Origin of the sequence: Lysobacter sp. Root76, from assembly GCF_001428685.1 — a bacterium.
Taxonomy (GTDB): Bacteria; Pseudomonadota; Gammaproteobacteria; order Xanthomonadales; family Xanthomonadaceae; genus Lysobacter.
The window spans coordinates 704,211-718,669 of sequence record NZ_LMIK01000005.1; the positions used below are offsets into that span (position 1 = coordinate 704,211).

General features: G+C 67.6%; 17 protein-coding genes. 12 read left to right on the plus strand and 5 right to left on the minus strand.

The features are described from left to right. Window positions 1-15: 15 nt before the first annotated feature. The 3 genes from ASE10_RS10435 to ASE10_RS10445 are packed head-to-tail and all read right to left on the minus strand — an operon-like array spanning window position 16 to window position 2,759. A complete protein-coding gene (locus tag ASE10_RS10435) occupies window positions 16-276 on the minus strand; it encodes a hypothetical protein (RefSeq protein WP_056304827.1) in 261 nt (86 codons plus the stop codon). Beyond that, the gene (locus ASE10_RS10440) at window positions 273-1,586 is read right to left on the minus strand and encodes a hypothetical protein (RefSeq protein WP_056304829.1); all 1,314 of its coding nucleotides are present in this window, start codon (window positions 1,584-1,586) and stop codon (window positions 273-275) included. The genes ASE10_RS10435 and ASE10_RS10440 overlap by 4 nt, the downstream gene beginning before the upstream one ends. Window positions 1,587-1,607: 21 nt before the next feature. After that, a complete protein-coding gene (locus ASE10_RS10445) occupies window positions 1,608-2,759 on the minus strand; it encodes an SPFH domain-containing protein (RefSeq protein WP_056304830.1) in 1,152 nt (383 codons plus the stop codon). Between the two features lie 416 nt (window positions 2,760-3,175). Here ASE10_RS10445 and ASE10_RS10450 point away from each other — a divergent pair, with 416 nt between their 5' ends. From ASE10_RS10450 to ASE10_RS10495, 10 genes are all read left to right on the plus strand, one after another. Continuing rightward, window positions 3,176-3,853 carry a DoxX family protein gene (locus ASE10_RS10450; protein ID WP_235565889.1) on the plus strand — a complete coding sequence of 226 codons (678 nt, stop codon included), beginning with the start codon at window positions 3,176-3,178 and terminating at the stop codon, window positions 3,851-3,853. A gap of 94 nt (window positions 3,854-3,947) precedes the next feature. Continuing rightward, the gene (locus ASE10_RS21040; protein WP_055908383.1) at window positions 3,948-4,538 is read left to right on the plus strand and encodes a hypothetical protein; all 591 of its coding nucleotides are present in this window, start codon (window positions 3,948-3,950) and stop codon (window positions 4,536-4,538) included. A 61-nt stretch (window positions 4,539-4,599) separates the two neighbouring features. Continuing rightward, complete coding sequence (locus ASE10_RS10460) at window positions 4,600-5,460, plus strand: DUF692 domain-containing protein (protein WP_055908385.1); 861 nt, start codon at window positions 4,600-4,602, stop codon at window positions 5,458-5,460. Beyond that, entirely contained in the window at window positions 5,450-6,202 is a 753-nt protein-coding gene (locus ASE10_RS10465; RefSeq protein WP_056304831.1) for a putative DNA-binding domain-containing protein, read from the plus strand. Before ASE10_RS10460 ends, ASE10_RS10465 begins: the two co-directional genes overlap by 11 nt. Next, window positions 6,199-6,864: a ferric reductase-like transmembrane domain-containing protein gene (locus tag ASE10_RS10470; protein ID WP_055908389.1), complete on the plus strand. Its 666-nt coding sequence runs from the start codon at window positions 6,199-6,201 to the stop codon at window positions 6,862-6,864. Before ASE10_RS10465 ends, ASE10_RS10470 begins: the two co-directional genes overlap by 4 nt. A gap of 2 nt (window positions 6,865-6,866) precedes the next feature. Then, on the plus strand, window positions 6,867-7,289 hold the full coding sequence (locus ASE10_RS10475) for an Ohr family peroxiredoxin (RefSeq protein WP_055908392.1): 423 nt from the start codon (window positions 6,867-6,869) through the stop codon (window positions 7,287-7,289). Between the two features lie 10 nt (window positions 7,290-7,299). Continuing rightward, on the plus strand, window positions 7,300-8,097 hold the full coding sequence (locus ASE10_RS10480; protein WP_055908396.1) for an alpha/beta hydrolase: 798 nt from the start codon (window positions 7,300-7,302) through the stop codon (window positions 8,095-8,097). Between the two features lie 3 nt (window positions 8,098-8,100). Beyond that, window positions 8,101-8,610 (plus strand): thioredoxin family protein, encoded by a 510-nt coding sequence (locus tag ASE10_RS10485; RefSeq protein WP_055908399.1) that lies wholly within the window; start codon window positions 8,101-8,103, stop codon window positions 8,608-8,610. Window positions 8,611-8,685: 75 nt separating this feature from the next. Next, window positions 8,686-9,426 carry a response regulator gene (locus ASE10_RS10490; protein WP_055908401.1) on the plus strand — a complete coding sequence of 247 codons (741 nt, stop codon included), beginning with the start codon at window positions 8,686-8,688 and terminating at the stop codon, window positions 9,424-9,426. Beyond that, entirely contained in the window at window positions 9,423-10,781 is a 1,359-nt protein-coding gene (locus ASE10_RS10495; RefSeq protein WP_055908403.1) for a HAMP domain-containing sensor histidine kinase, read from the plus strand. Before ASE10_RS10490 ends, ASE10_RS10495 begins: the two co-directional genes overlap by 4 nt. 198 nt (window positions 10,782-10,979) lie before the next feature. On the opposite strand, the gene ASE10_RS10500 is transcribed toward ASE10_RS10495, so the two are convergent. Together ASE10_RS10500 and ASE10_RS10505 are read right to left on the minus strand one after the other, a co-directional pair. Beyond that, window positions 10,980-11,834: an MBL fold metallo-hydrolase gene (locus ASE10_RS10500; protein ID WP_055908405.1), complete on the minus strand. Its 855-nt coding sequence runs from the start codon at window positions 11,832-11,834 to the stop codon at window positions 10,980-10,982. Then, window positions 11,831-12,688, minus strand: coding sequence for an MBL fold metallo-hydrolase (locus ASE10_RS10505; protein WP_082559882.1), 858 nt, complete (start codon window positions 12,686-12,688; stop codon window positions 11,831-11,833). Before ASE10_RS10505 ends, ASE10_RS10500 begins: the two co-directional genes overlap by 4 nt. Window positions 12,689-12,788: 100 nt before the next feature. On the opposite strand from ASE10_RS10505, the gene gcvA reads away from it, so the two are divergent. After that, window positions 12,789-13,721, plus strand: coding sequence for a transcriptional regulator GcvA (gcvA, locus tag ASE10_RS10510; RefSeq protein ID WP_055908411.1), 933 nt, complete (start codon window positions 12,789-12,791; stop codon window positions 13,719-13,721). A gap of 233 nt (window positions 13,722-13,954) precedes the next feature. Continuing rightward, window positions 13,955-14,455 (plus strand): DinB family protein, encoded by a 501-nt coding sequence (locus ASE10_RS10515; RefSeq protein WP_055908414.1) that lies wholly within the window; start codon window positions 13,955-13,957, stop codon window positions 14,453-14,455. Window positions 14,456-14,459: the final 4 nt, after the last annotated feature.

Consider the following 14,459-nt stretch of genomic DNA (forward strand, 5'->3'; position numbering starts at 1 on the left):
CCGCGCGGCGTGAACTCAGCCCGTGTCGCCCTCGATGCGCTGCACGCGCTTGCGGTATGCCGTCACGTTATTGCCGTCGATCTCCGTCTCCTGCGTCCCTGTCACCTCGTCGATCTTGTCGTCCGAGCCGGTCACCGGTTTGGCCTCGACGGCCGTTTCGCGCTCGAACGCGTGCGATTTGTCGGTGTTGCGGTAGTACCGGTACAGGGTCCAGTACAGTCCGGTGGCGCCGGCCGGGCCGAGCAGGAGCAGCCATAGTCCGCTGTCGTCGCTCATGACGAGGCCCCCACGATCCACAGTGCAATGCCTTCAAGGATGGTGCCGACGGTGATCGCGGCCATGAGCAGCTTCCACTGCTGCACTGGCACGCTGCCCATCGTCTCGCCGGTGCGGCCGTTCACGGCGATGTAGTGCAGCAAGCCGCCGTTGCGGCCCGGCTGATGATACGAATACAGCCACACCGGCAGGTACATCGACACCCAGCGCGTGCCGTGGACGTCGAGCCGCTCCTGCTCCCAGCGCACGCCGCGATCGAAGCGGTTCACCGATGCCTCGACCTGGGCGCGGGCGATCGACAGGAGTTGGTCCTCCAGGCGTGGAAGCAGGTGCTGCACGTCGGCGTTGCGCTTCTCCGAACTGAAGCCTGACAGATAGGACGCGTTCCACTTCACCGCATTCTTGGTGTCGAACGGCAGGATCGTGTTGATGATGTTGTTGGTGTTGACCTTGGTGTCCAGGTTGCCGCGCTCGGTGGAGGATTCCAGCGGCAAGTCGTCCACGGTGAAGTCGACGTGCCGCTCCACCTGATAGACGTCCGCGTCGTAGTAGGTCTTTTTCTTGTCGCCGGTGCCGCGCGTGTAGCGGCGTGTTTCGATCTCGCCCTGGCCGGCGATGTCGGCGCTCGCGTTGCCGTCGACGATCATGTAGGGCAGGTAGACGCCGACGACGTTCTCGGGCGTGAACTGTTCCTTGAATGCCTTCAGCGCGAACAAGCGTCGCTTGTCCACGAACTGGCGAATGCGCGCGACCGCGTCCTCCTTCCTGATGTGGAAGGGCAGCACCGCGTCCGGCACCGCGCCGTTGTCCACCTGCTCGTTGACGCCGAAGACGTGTCGGCACCAGTGGCACCGGGCCGTCATCGCGTTGTCGGTATTGACCGTCACCTCGGCGCCGCAGCCGGTGCACTTGAAGGTCATCAGGCTGGCGGCATCGGCCGCGATGTCGCGCGCCCCCGAAGCGACGACCGTGCCCTTGAGCTGGTCGATGCCCTCGCCGAGCCCGAATTCCTCCTCCACCCGCGCGCCATGCCATACATTCCGGCAGTACAGGCAGATCAGCAGGTCGCCGCCCGGCTTTTGCCGGATATCGGTCGCACCGCATTTCGGGCAGCGGTTGAGGCCGTCCTTGAGCTCATCGGAGGACGTATCGATGGCGACCGGGTCGGGCGCCAGCAACTCGTCGCGGATCGGCTGCGGCAACGTCGCCGGGTCGATCGGCGAACTGCCAGGCAAGGGCGGCACGTCCTGCGGCGACCCCGGGCCGGTAAGCGGCGGCAACGGCGGCGGCGAACTATTGGCGTTCGACATGATGCTTGCGCGGCTCCCGGCTTACAGGCCCAGCGCCTTGGCTTTGAGCGCGTCGTAGTCGGTCTGGGTGATCAGGCCGAGATCGAGCATTTCCTTGGCTTTCTTCAATTTCGCGACCGGGTCTTCGGCCGCCGGTGCGGCCGGCGCAACCGGCTGCTGCAAGCTGCCGATACCTCCGACCATGCCCGTCGCCATGCCCACGCCCATGATGCCCGCCGCGCCGCCGTTTTCGCCCGCCGACTGGATGCCCGCGGCGACACTGGCCTGCAAATTGGAATTGCCGCGCGAACCGGACAGCGCGTCGGCGCGCTGCACGGTCTTGAGCAGTTCCCGGGTGTTGGCGTCGTACTCGATGGAGACGATGGCGGTCTTGACGATGGCCAGGCCGCGGTCGGATCTCCACTGGTAGCCGGCCTCCACCGCATCGGACAGGCTCTTGGCGAAACCAAGCGAGTCCTGCTGGAGCTTGGTGATGCGATTGCCCTTGTCCGGGTCGTTCGTGTACAGGCTGAAGGCCGGCGCGAGCGAACCGACCACTTCGTTGAAGAGCTGGCCGGCGGCGGCGTTGTCGATGTCGGTGAAATCGAAGACCTGGCCCGTCTGGAGATACGCGGCCGGCACGAAATTCTTCACGAACAGGATCGGGTCGACGATCTTCAGGGTGTAGGAGCCGCGCGTCAGCGCGCCGACCTGGGTGCCGATGAAGCCGTCGTTCCAGTAGATCTCGGACTGCGTACCGAAGCGGTTATCCGGCAGTTCCTTCAGCGAGACGAAGAAGGCGGCCTGCTGCGAGCCCGGCTGGCCGCCGAACTTGAAACGCTCCCAGCTCTGCTTGATGAGCGAGCTGACCAGGCCGTCGCCGGCGAAGACCGATTGCGAGTTGAGGTCGTCGGATTTCCATTCGTAGCCGCCCGGCTCGGCGGCGAAGCCGGTGATCGCGCCGTCCTGGAACAGCAGCAGCCCGTAGCCCTCGGGGACGACGATCTTCGAACCGTTGGTGATGATGTTCGAGGAGCCCTTCGTATTCGAACCGCGTCCGGCATTGGTGCCGCGCGGCACGGCGGCGAACAGCGCCGCGGTCGCGGGCAAGCCTTCCGGAACCGTATAGAAGTCCTTCCACTGGTCGGCGAGCACGCCGCCGATCGAACCCGCCACTGCCTGCACCAGACCCATGACATCTCCCCGCGATTCTTTGGCCGGGCACCGTACCCGCCTTGCTCGGCGGAACTATACAGTCCCGAACGGCATGCCGGAGGCGCCGGGCGAGGCGGGATGAGCGCTACGGCGGCGGTCCGTCGGTCATCGAATGCCGCCGCCAACAGGCCGTGCCGCCGTAAGCGCCCGTCTGGGCCGTCCTCCGCTTCGTACGGGTGGCGGCCCGGCTTCCTTTTGGGGCCTGAATTCAAGGCCCGGCCCGCGGGTGCGCTCCGACAGCGCGATCCGCCCGCCGGCTTTGTATCCGAATGTATCCAGCGCCCGGATAGCCAACTTTCCAGACAAATCCCCGCTTTGCCCGACACCTGCGCGATACCCCGGAGGCTCGTAATCGCCTCAACGAAAACACGCGGCCCGGCCGCCGGGAGTACACGATGTCCAGCGCTACCTACCAGGGCAATACCGCACCGCTGATGTCCCGCGTCGACGGCGTGGGGCAGTGGCTCGCTCCGCTCGGCCTGCGCGTTCTGCTGGCCTGGGAATTCTTCGAGGCCGGTCGCGAGAAGCTGCAAGGCAGCAACTGGTTCGCCGATCTGGGCGATAAGTTTCCGCTGCCGTTCTCGCTGCTCGGCGCCGACCTCAACTGGACCATGGCGACCTGGACGGAACTCGCCGGCGCGGTCGCATTGCTGCTCGGCCTGGGCACGCGCTACGTGGCCGCTGCGCTCTGGGTGCTGACCGTCGTGGCGATCTACGCGGTGCACTGGCCGTCCGAGTGGTCGAGCCTGTCGCAGCTGTGGCAGGGCTATGCGATCAGCAACGACGGTTTCGGCAATTACAAGCTGCCGCTGATCTATCTGGCGATGCTGCTGCCGTTGATGCTGGGCGGTGCCGGTCGCTTCAGCCTCGATGGACTGATCTCGATGCGTCGCGCACCGGTCGCATCCGCTGCCGCCGATTCCACCGCCTGGGGTCTGGTGCTGTTCGCCATCGGCACGACCGTGTCGCTGCTGCTGCCCTGGGCCGGCGGCGCGCTGGCCATCGTCGGCGTCGCCTTGATGACCTGGCCGCGCCGCCGCGCGGCTGCACTGGGAACCTTCGCCAGCGCCTGACGGTTGCTCGGTCGCCCATCGCCTCTCGTCTCGAATTTCGCCGCGAACGCGGTGCCCCCCGCACGACCTCGTGCTCCCCATCTGGAGAAAGACAATGTCCCGTACCAACACCCGCAATACCGCCGGCATGCTCGGCGTCGCCCTGGCCGGCCTGGTCCTCAGCGGCTCCGCGTTCGCCATGCAGCCGCTGAGCCAGGGCTACCTGCTGTCCGCCAGTCACGCCGGTGCCGAAGGCAAGTGCGGCGAAGGCAAGTGCGGTGCCGGCAAGGCGACCAAGGCCGGCGCCGCGAAAGCCGCCGAGGGCAAGTGCGGCGAAGGCAAGTGCGGTGCCGGCAAGACGGCCAAGGCCGGCGCCGCGAAGTCCGCCGAGGGCAAATGCGGCGAAGGTAAGTGCGGTGCCGGCAAGACGGCCAAGACCGGCGGCGCCAAGACCGCCGAAGGCAAGTGCGGCGAAGGCCAATGCGGCGATGCCCGCTTCGGCAAGACCGATACCGACAAGGACGGTCTGGTCTCCCGCGCCGAGTACGTCGCCGTGGTGCCGGACGGATCCGCCGGCTTCGCCCGCAAGGACGCCAACCACGACGGCTTCATCAGCGAGCAGGAGGCCTACGACTACATCAAGGCCCGCTTCAAGGCCAACGGCAAGCCGATGCCGTCGGGCCTGTTCGCCGACATCGTCGAATAAACCTGCGCCGTTCCGCGCCCCGACGGCTCACGTCGGGGCGCTCTTTCCGAGGACCTGGGCCATGCGCACCATCGATTCCCCCACCGCCGCCGGGCTGGGTCTGCGCCGCGGACTGCTGCCGCAGTTGCTGGCGATGTCCGGCGACGCGGTCGACTTCCTGGAGGTCGCGCCGGACAACTGGATCGGCGTAGGCGGCCAGTTCGGCGAGGCGCTCGCGCAGTTGTCGGCGCGCTTTCCGATCAGCGCCCACGGCCTGTCCCTGTCCCTGGGCGGAACCGAACCGCTGGATGAGGAGCTGCTCGCGCGAACCCGCGAATTCAACGATCGCCACGAGGTCTTCCTGTACAGCGAGCACCTGAGCTACACCTCCGACGACGGGCAGCTGTACGACCTGATGCCGATTCCCTTCACCGACGAGGCGATACGCCACGTCGCCGGGCGCATCCGCCAGGTGCAGGACGTGCTGGGTAGGCGCATCGCGGTGGAGAACGTCTCCTACTACGCCGCTCCCTACCAGGCGCTGGCCGAGATCGACTTCATCGACGCCGTGCTGGCCGAGGCCGACACCGACCTGCTGCTGGACGTCAACAATCTCTACGTCAACTCGATCAACCACGGCTACGACCCGGAGCAGTTCCTCGCCCGCCTTCCTGCCGATCGCATCGCCTCGTACCACATCGCCGGCCACTACGACGAAGACATCGACCTGAAGGTCGACACCCATGGCGCGCCGGTGAAGTCCGACGTGTGGTCGTTGCTGGCCAGCGCTTACCGGCGTTTCGGCGTGCGTCCGACCCTGCTGGAACGCGATTTCAATTTCCCGCCGTTGCGCGAACTGCTGGACGAGACCGATCGCATCCGCGCGATGCAGATCGGCCGGCCGGCGCGCGACCGACCGCTGGAGCAGGCCCATGCGGCATGACACCCTGCGCGACCAGCAATTCGCCCTGGCGAGCCATCTGCGCGACCCCGACGGGAATGCGCCGCCGCCCGGCATCGAAGCACGGCGCCTGCGCGTGTACCGCGAGCTGTTCTTCAACAATATCCGCAGTCTGCTCGCCAGTGGCTTCCCGGTGATCCATGAAACCCTGGGCGATGCGCGTTGGACCTCGCTGGTTCGCGCGTTCTATGCCACGCACCGCAGCCGCACGCCGCTGTTCACGCGGATCGCCGCCGAGTTCGTCGCTTTCCTCGAAAGGGCGGCCGAGCTGCCGCCGTGGTTGCCGGAACTGGTGCACTACGAATGGGTGGAGCAGGCGCTGTTCGTCAGCGACGCATCGCCGCCGCCGCACGATCCGCACGGCGACCTGATCGACGGCACGCCTGTGCTTTCGCCGCTCGCGCTGCCCCTGGCCTACCGTTGGCCGGTCACCGACATCGGTCCCGACTACACGCCGGACGCGCCGCCGACCGAGCCGACCACGCTGCTGGTGCATCGCGATGCCGGCCATCAGGTGCGTTTCACCCGCATCGCACCGCTGGTCTATCGGCTGTTGAGTTCGCTGCAGGAACAGCCGATGACCGGCCGCGAGCACCTGGCTGCGCTGGCGATGGAGGCGGGCGCCGATCCGCGGGAACTGCACACCCAGGGTCTGGCGCTGCTGCAACAGCTGCGGACGCAGGGCGTGATCCTCGGCACGCTGACCGCAGGTGAGCCGGCATGAACGCCCTGTCCTCGAAGCTGGCCGGCTGGCGGCTGTTCTGTGCCTTGGGCGCCTGCATCCTGCTGATGTCCGGGCTGCTGCTGGCGGTCGGCCCCGATCCGGTGGAGGCCACGCGCACGGTCATCCGGGCGACGGCACGGACCTCGTTCGTCCTGTTCCTGGCCGCGTTCGTGGCTTCGTCGCTGGCCGCGCTGGTGCCGAATGCGTTCACCCGCGCGCTGATGCGCGAGCGCCGCTACCTGGGCTTGTCGTTCGCGTTCTCGCACCTGGTGCATATGGCCGCGATCGTCGGCTACGGCGTGCTCGATCCGAAGTTCTGGCCCAGCCGCGGTGCCCTGACCAATACGCCGGGCACGATCGGCTATGTGTTCATCGCGCTGCTGGCGGTCACTTCGTTCCATGCCGTTTCCAGGCATATGAGCGCAGCCACGTGGAAGCGCCTGCACACCGTCGGCATCTGGGTCATCGCCGCGATCTTCGGCCTGTCGTTCTTCAAGCGCATTCCCAGCATGGGCGTGGCGTACGCCATCCCGTTCTCGATCCTCTGCGCCGCGGTCGCCGTCCGTCTGGTCGGCAAATGGGCCCAGGCCAACAAGCGCAAGCAAGCGCAAATCCGCAACAGCCAAGCCAACACCCATCCCCAACACGCATTGGAGCCCTGACCATGAGCAGTCCCCTCGAAACCGTCATCTACACCGCACACACCCATGTCACCGGCGGCCGCAGCGGCGCCGGCCGTTCCAGCGACGGCGCAGTCGACGTCAAGCTGAGTACGCCCGGTTCGGGCAAGCCCGGCACCAATCCGGAGCAGCTGTTCGGCATCGGCTACTCGGCCTGCTTCATCGGCGCGCTGCAGCTCGCCGCCGCCGCGAAGAAACTGCGATTGCCGGACGAGGCCTCCGTCGATGCCGAGGTCACGCTGGGCAAGACCGGCGCCGGCGACTACCAGCTGGCGGTGAAACTGAACATCGATCTTCCCGGCGTCGACGACAGCCTGAAGCGCGAATTGATCGAAGCCGCCCACCAGACCTGCCCGTACTCGCGCATGACGCGCGGACACGTGGACGTGCAACTGGCGATCGCCTGAGGATATCGACATGCTGCGTACCGTTCTGTTTTCCGCGGCGATCGCGGCCGCAGGCTTCGCGTCGGCGGTCGAAGCCGCCGCATCGACCGCGCCGGCCGCGGACCCGCCCACCGTCGTGCTGGTGCATGGCGCGTTCGCCGACGCGGCCAGCTGGAACCAGGTCGCGCACATACTCCAGCGTAAGGGCGTGCGCACCGTGGCCGTGGATATCCCGCTGACCTCGTTGGCCGACGATGTCGCCGCCACGCGCCGCGCCATCGATGCTGCGCCGGGCAAGGTCGTGCTGGTCGGCCACTCCTGGGGCGGCACGGTGATCACCCAGGCCGGCGGCGACGACAAGGTCGGCGCGCTGGTCTACGTCGCGGCGTTCGCGCCCGACCTGGGCCAGAACACCGCGGACCAGGGCAAGGGCTTCCCGGCTCCGCCCGGCCTGTCCCGGTTGCAGGAACGCGACGGCTCGCTGTGGTTGAGCGAGACTGGCGCACGCGAAGACTTCGCCCAGGATCTGAGCGGCAAGCAAGCGCAACGGATCTTCGCGAATCAGCGCCCGATCCGCGCCAGCGCATTCGTCGAGCCGGTGACGACGGCGGCTTGGCACGCCAAGCCGAGCTGGTACCTGGTCTCGCGCAAGGACCGGATGATCGCGCCGCAGTTGCAGACGGCCACCGCACGGCGCATCGGCGCCACGCTGGAATCGATCGGCAGCAGCCACGCCTCCCCGCTGTCCGAGCCCGCGCAGGTCGCGGACACCATCCTGCAGGCCGCAGGCGTGAAACAGGCCGAGCCCGATCCGCTCGCTGGAGGTTGAACCATGTGGAAGTCGATCATTGCCGCGTTGTCCCTGGTCGCCATCGGCTGCGCACCCGGCGCCCAAGCCGAAGTGGCGCAGCCCGCGCCCGAGTTCGTCGGCATCGAGCAATGGCACAACAGTCCGCCGCTGAGCTTGGCGGGGCTGAAGGGCAAGGTCGTGCTGGTGGAGTTCTGGACCTACTCCTGCATCAACTGCATCCACGTCATGCCCTACGTGAAGCAGTGGCATCAGACCTACCAGGACCAAGGCCTGGTCGTGGTCGGCGTGCACACCCCCGAATACCCGGAGGAGGGCAGCGCCGCCAATGTCCGGGCCGCCATCCAGCGCTTCGGCATCGGCTATCCGGTCGCGCAGGACAACGGCTACAAGACCTGGAACGCCTACGGCAATCGCTTCTGGCCGGCGGTGTACCTGATCGATCGCGACGGCAGGGTGGTCTACCGCCACTACGGCGAGGGCGCCTACGACGCCACCGAAGCCCGCATCCGCCAATTGCTGGCCAAACCCTGACCGCGTCATCGCAGGGACGCGATGGCACAATCGCGGACAGGCCAGCACCGCATCCGGAGCGCCGACGAGGGCCCCATGGAACACGTAGATCACATCCTGGTCGTCGACGACGACCGCGAGATCCGGCAGATGGTCGCGGATTACCTGCAGAAGAACGGCCTGCGCGCCACCGCCGTGGCCGACGGCCGGGAAATGCGCGCCGTGCTCGACACCCATGCCGTGGACTTGATCGTGCTGGACCTGATGATGCCGGGCGAGGATGGCCTGACCCTGGCCCGCAATCTGCGTGCGGGCAAGCACCGTGCGGTGCCGGTGGTGATGCTGACCGCGCGCGACGACCAGACCGACCGCATCATCGGCCTGGAAATGGGCGCCGACGACTACGTCACCAAGCCCTTCGCCGCCCGCGAACTGCTGGCGCGCATCAAGGCGGTGATCCGCCGCGCGCGCATGCTGCCGCCCAATCTGCAGGTCACCGAAGCCAGCCGCGTGCTGGCGTTCGGACGTTGGCGCCTGGACACGACCGCACGCCACCTGCTCGATCCCGACGGCACCGCGGTGGCTCTCAGCGGCGCCGAGTTCCGCCTGCTGCGCACCCTGCTGGACCATCCCAACCGCGTGCTCAGCCGCGATCAGCTGCTCAGCCTGACCCAGGGCCGCGACGCCGAACCCTTCGATCGCTCCATCGATCTGCTGATCAGCCGGTTGCGGCAACGCCTGCAGGACGACGCCCGCGAGCAGAGCTACATCAAGACCGTGCGCAGCGAAGGCTATGTCTTCAGCATGCCGGTGACCCTGGTCGGCGAGCACGAATGAACGCGCCGCGTCCCCGAGGCGAATCGCGCTGGCTGCCGAAGTCGATCGCCTCGCGCCTGTACCTGATCCTGTTCAGCGGCCTGTTGCTGGCGCACGGGCTGTCGTTCGGCTTGCTGTTCTACGAGCGCTACGAGTCCGCGACCTCGATGCTGATGAGCAATCTCGAACAGGACGTGGTCGTGGCGGTGAACCTGCTCGACCATCTCCCGGCGCAAGAGCGCGCGCACTGGCTGCCGATGCTGCGGCGGCGGACCTTCCACTACCTGCTGGGGCCCGGCGAAACCGGCGGGCCGCTGGTCAGCGACACCTCGCGCGACATGGCCGGCATGATCGCGTCGGCGCTGGGACCGAAGCACCCGATCATCGCCAATGTCGTGTCCACCGATCCCGAACGTTTCCAGGTGCACCTGCGCCTGAGCGACGGCAGCCCGATGACCATCGAGGTACAGCCCTCGGTGATGCCGCTGGCGCGGTGGCTGCCTTACGTGCTGGTCACGCAACTCGGCCTGCTGCTGCTGTGCACCTGGGCCGTGGTGCGGCTGGCGACCCGGCCGCTGCAACGCCTGGCCGAAGCCGCCGATACCCTGCGCCCGTCCGGCGACGGCGAGCGTCTGCGCGAAGGCGGCCCCACCGAAGTCGCCCACGCCGTGGCGGCGTTCAACGCCATGCAGGACCGCATCGCCCAGTACACACAGGAGCGCGTGCAGATCCTCGCTGCGATCTCGCACGACCTGCAGACGCCGATCACGCGCATGCAACTGCGCGCCGAGGCCATGGCCGAGTCGCCCGAGCGCGACAAGATGGCCGAGGACCTGGGCCAGATGCAGCACCTGGTGCGCGAGGGCATCGCCTACGCGCGCAGTGCGCACGCGGCGTCCGAGCCGCCGCTGCGTATCGATCTGGCCGCCTTCCTCGACAGCCTGGTCTACGACTATCTCGACACCGGCAAGCAGGTCGCCTTCAGCGGCCGCTACGACGGCGCGATGACCACGCGCCCGCATGCGCTGCGTCGCGTGCTGGCGAACCTGCTGGACAACGCCATCAAGTACGCCGGCGCGGCCGAACTGGAAGTCGGCGACGACGGCCAGGGCGGCGCACGAATCAGCGTGCGCGACCGCGGCCCCGGCATTCCGGAAGAAGAACTCGGTCAAGTGTTCCAGCCCTTCTACCGACTGGAAGCCTCGCGCAACCGCGACACCGGCGGCACCGGCCTGGGCCTGGCGATCGCGCAACAGCTCGCCGACTCCATCGGCGCCGCCCTGACCCTGCGCAATCGCGAGGGCGGCGGCCTGGAAGCGATAGTGGAACTGCGGTCGCTCGCGGCCCAGACGGACGCTGCCGCACCCGGCCGCTAACGACCGATCGAGTGATCGACTGATCGGCAGGCTCATGCCCGCGCAGCGCGCCAACCCAGCTGAAATCCGATGGTGGTGTGAAACAGACGGTTCAAGTGAAAGTGCGAACCGCCGGTCTCGTCCGCCAATTCCTCGATCGTCAGCTCCCGATGCAGTGCTCCTGCATATGGCAGCTGATGAAGTTGACCGGGGATTCGCTCACCGCCCCCAATCCACCCAGCCCCCGGGCGCGATCGGCTGCAACTGGATCGAAGTCCCTTGCACCAGTCCGCGTAAGCGCCCGATCGGATCCTCGACTTCCACGTACTCCTCCATTCCCGAAATCCCATAGTGGATCGGCACCAGCACGCGCGCGCCCAGAATGGTCGCGGCGGCCACGGCCTGCTCCGGCGTCAGCACGCCAGGCTGGCCGCTGACCGGCTTGCGCCATCCGAAGCGTGCGCCGTTGACCGGCAGGAAGGCCGCGTCGAACGGTCCGAACTGGCGGCCGATGCGCCACCAATGCCCGTGCCAGAGCGTGTCGCCGCCATGGAAGATGCGCCGGCCGCCGGCCGACACCACCCAGGACACCTGCGGATCGCCATAGCCGTCCGAGGCCGGCACCGGGGTCGCGGTGAAATCGCCGATCAGCTGCGGTTCCCACAGCTCGCTCGGTCTGGCCCGAACGCCCGCAGGCACGGGCAATGGATTGATCCCGGCGAGATGGGCGAGGGTGCCGCCCTTGGCGAGCGCTGCGGCCACGGCTTTGGCATCGAAGTGGTCGGGATGCGCATGGGTGATCAGTACCGCCGCGTCGCCGATCGCATCGTCGACGGGGATCAGCGCGTCCTTCAGCGCCGGTCCCCATGCTTCCGGATCGGTCAGCGGGTCGATGAACAGGGTCGCGTTCGGCAACTGTAGGCGTATGCCCGCCCACGCCAGTCGCTGGATGCGTAGCCCCTGCGTAGCGGCGGCGAACGCGCGGCCGCCCGGCAACAGCGCCGCGGCGGCCATGCCGACGCTACCCGACAGGAAGGCTCTGCGCCCGATGCGGAATTCCCGCTTGCCGTTCATGCGTACGCCTCCCGCGACGCCAGCGCCGTGTCCAGCGCAAAGACCGACTGAGCCACGATCGCCTCCAGATTGCGCTGGTGCCATTCGCGTTCGAAAGCCACCGCTTCGACCTGCGGCGCCAGACAGGCCTCGATGTGGATCGCCGCGATACGCGCGTCGATCGCCTGCGGTTCCGCCGTGGCGCGGATGGCCACGACCGCCGCCTGCAGCCGGTCCAGGTAGTGCACCGCGTGGTCGAGCGTCGCGGCCGGGAACCGGCCCATGTGTCCGCCGATCACCGTGCCGCGGCCGAACTGCCGCATCCGCACGATGGCCTGGCGCAGCAGGGCAGGGTCCGCCTTCGACAAATAGACGATGTTGCCGACGATGTTGTCGCCAGCGCAGACCAGATCGGCGCTGGGCACGTCCACGCTGACGTGGTCCATGGTCTTGCCAGGGTTGTGCACGAAACGCAGCTCGTGCGGCCCCCATCGCAGCGTCATAGCACTGTCGAACACGAGCCGCGGCTCGCGATAGAAGGCATCCACCCGCCGGTTCTGCGACAGGAAGGCGTGGCGATGGTGGCGGTGCGCGATCGTCAACGCATCCGGGAACAGCGACATGCCGGCGAGGTGGTCGCTCATATAGTGGGTCGCCGCCACCGCGCGCACGGTCTTGCCCATCTCCTCGCACAGCACGCGCCGCAGCCATTGCGCGTCGTCCAAACTGGCGAGCGCATCGACCAGCAAGGCATCGTCGCCGTCGATGAAGGCCGTGGCGACGGACTCGTACTCGTCGCCGACGAACATCAGCACATTGGGGACTATCTCTTCGACTCGCATGCCGCTCGCCCATCGTTTCGATGCGGCCATCATTGCCAGCGCCGGCGGTGGCGACAAACGAGATGTTTTCGTCGTCGGGTTAGGAAAAGTAACCTGATAGGATGAGCCGGTCCTCCACTCCGGCGTAGCGACCGTGCAGCCCCGCCACCCAGCGCCGCTCAATGCACTGCGCGCCTTCGAAACGGCCGCGCGTTGCCTCAGTTTCCAGGCCGCGGCCACGCAGTTGTTCGTCACCCCGGCGGCGGTCAGTCATCAGGTGAAACGACTCGAGGCCTACCTGGGCGTCGAGTTGTTCCGTCGCGGCCACCGCGCCGTGGAACTGACGCCCGCGGGCGAGGCCCTGGCCGCATCCCTGAGCGACGTGTTCGCACAGCTCGATCTGGCGCTGAACCGTGCGACCGCGCCGAAGGCCGCGCACCTGCGCGTCAGCACCGTGGAGTCCTTCGCCGCGAAATGGCTCGCGCCGCGGCTGCACCGCTTTCATCGCGACTGCCCCGATCTCAAGCTGCGCATCGAAACCGGCAACGAGCCCACCGATTTCTTCCGCGACGGCGTCGATGTCGCCATCCGCTATGGGCCCGGCGGCTACTCGGGCGTCGACGCCGAGCGGCTGATGGACGCGCCGGTGTTTCCGGTGTGCGCCCCTGCTTTGCGGAGCGACGTACAGCAGTCGCTGAAGGTCCCCGACGATCTGAGCCACCACACGCTGCTCCACGACGAAAGCGCCGCGGGCCGCCCCGGCGTGCCGGACTGGCGTGCGTGGCTGGACGCCTCGGGTACGAAGCGCGTGGATGCCTCCCGCGGCCCGGTCTTCGCCAGCATCTACCTGGCCCAGGAAGCCGCGGTCGCCGGGCACGGTGTCGCGCTGGGCGTCGCCCCGCTGGTCGAGGAAGACCTGCAGCGCGGCCGCCTCGTCCGACCGTTCGGCCCGGCGCTGGCCAACGCCTATGCGTTCTGGATCGTGCGCCGGCACGACGCCCAGGCCCATCCGGCCGTCGAAGCCTTCTGTCAGTGGCTGCGCAAAGAGGCGGCAGAACAGGATGCGCACGGCGCAAACGAAGACTGATACGCCCATCCCGCGCTTTGGGGTAGGAGCGGCATAAGCCGCGACCGCGCAGCCAACCGAAGAGGGCGTAGTCGCGGCTTGCGTCACACCCTGCCGCCCCGTGCCACCCTATAAACTCACCGGACCAGAGCGTTCTGGCGCCAGCGATGCGATTCGTTTCCATTCGAGAGCGTCTTGCGAATCCCCGGTTCAAGCCAGTCGAAGCCGTTGCCTCCCACGACCAAGCGCACGCCATGACCACCGCCCCCTTGAAGTCCCTGTTCGGCTACAAAGCCTGGGCCAACGCCGAGCTGTTCGCGCTCTTGGCCACGGTGCCGCCGGAGCACGCCGCTCCGCTGCATACCTGCATCCGCACGCTCAACCACGTTTATGTCACCGACAGTATTTTTCGCGCCCACCTGAGCGCCGCGTCGCGCCCGTTCGACGCGACCAACACGCAAGACACGCCCACCCTCCAACAGCTCCAGGCCGACGTCCAAGCCACGGATGCCTGGTACCTGGCCTACGTCTCCGGCCTTACGGAGTCCGAATCCGCGCAAGTCCTGGACTTCCAGTTCACCGACGGCGACCGCGGCCGGATGTCCAGGGAAGAGATGCTGCTGCACGTCGTCACCCACGGCGGCTACCATCGCGGCAACGTCGGCGAAGTGCTCAAGTCCATCGCGATCGACCCGCCCCGCGACCTCTACACGAAGTTCCTGCACCAGAGCGAACCCGCTCGGCGCGGCGCATAGGCGT

What these genes read in the sequence shown, in the direction of transcription:
- ASE10_RS10435 (WP_056304827.1), bottom strand. Translation starts at nt 276, where the DNA reads ATGAGCGACGACAGCGGACTATGGCTGCTCCTGCTCGGCCCGGCCGGC.
- ASE10_RS10440 (WP_056304829.1), bottom strand. Translation starts at nt 1,586, where the DNA reads ATGTCGAACGCCAATAGTTCGCCGCCGCCGTTGCCGCCGCTTACCGGC.
- ASE10_RS10445 (WP_056304830.1), bottom strand. Translation starts at nt 2,759, where the DNA reads ATGGGTCTGGTGCAGGCAGTGGCGGGTTCGATCGGCGGCGTGCTCGCC.
- ASE10_RS10450 (WP_235565889.1), top strand. Translation starts at nt 3,176, where the DNA reads ATGTCCAGCGCTACCTACCAGGGCAATACCGCACCGCTGATGTCCCGC.
- ASE10_RS21040 (WP_055908383.1), top strand. Translation starts at nt 3,948, where the DNA reads ATGTCCCGTACCAACACCCGCAATACCGCCGGCATGCTCGGCGTCGCC.
- ASE10_RS10460 (WP_055908385.1), top strand. Translation starts at nt 4,600, where the DNA reads ATGCGCACCATCGATTCCCCCACCGCCGCCGGGCTGGGTCTGCGCCGC.
- ASE10_RS10465 (WP_056304831.1), top strand. Translation starts at nt 5,450, where the DNA reads ATGCGGCATGACACCCTGCGCGACCAGCAATTCGCCCTGGCGAGCCAT.
- ASE10_RS10470 (WP_055908389.1), top strand. Translation starts at nt 6,199, where the DNA reads ATGAACGCCCTGTCCTCGAAGCTGGCCGGCTGGCGGCTGTTCTGTGCC.
- ASE10_RS10475 (WP_055908392.1), top strand. Translation starts at nt 6,867, where the DNA reads ATGAGCAGTCCCCTCGAAACCGTCATCTACACCGCACACACCCATGTC.
- ASE10_RS10480 (WP_055908396.1), top strand. Translation starts at nt 7,300, where the DNA reads ATGCTGCGTACCGTTCTGTTTTCCGCGGCGATCGCGGCCGCAGGCTTC.
- ASE10_RS10485 (WP_055908399.1), top strand. Translation starts at nt 8,101, where the DNA reads ATGTGGAAGTCGATCATTGCCGCGTTGTCCCTGGTCGCCATCGGCTGC.
- ASE10_RS10490 (WP_055908401.1), top strand. Translation starts at nt 8,686, where the DNA reads ATGGAACACGTAGATCACATCCTGGTCGTCGACGACGACCGCGAGATC.
- ASE10_RS10495 (WP_055908403.1), top strand. Translation starts at nt 9,423, where the DNA reads ATGAACGCGCCGCGTCCCCGAGGCGAATCGCGCTGGCTGCCGAAGTCG.
- ASE10_RS10500 (WP_055908405.1), bottom strand. Translation starts at nt 11,834, where the DNA reads ATGAACGGCAAGCGGGAATTCCGCATCGGGCGCAGAGCCTTCCTGTCG.
- ASE10_RS10505 (WP_082559882.1), bottom strand. Translation starts at nt 12,688, where the DNA reads ATGATGGCCGCATCGAAACGATGGGCGAGCGGCATGCGAGTCGAAGAG.
- ASE10_RS10515 (WP_055908414.1), top strand. Translation starts at nt 13,955, where the DNA reads ATGACCACCGCCCCCTTGAAGTCCCTGTTCGGCTACAAAGCCTGGGCC.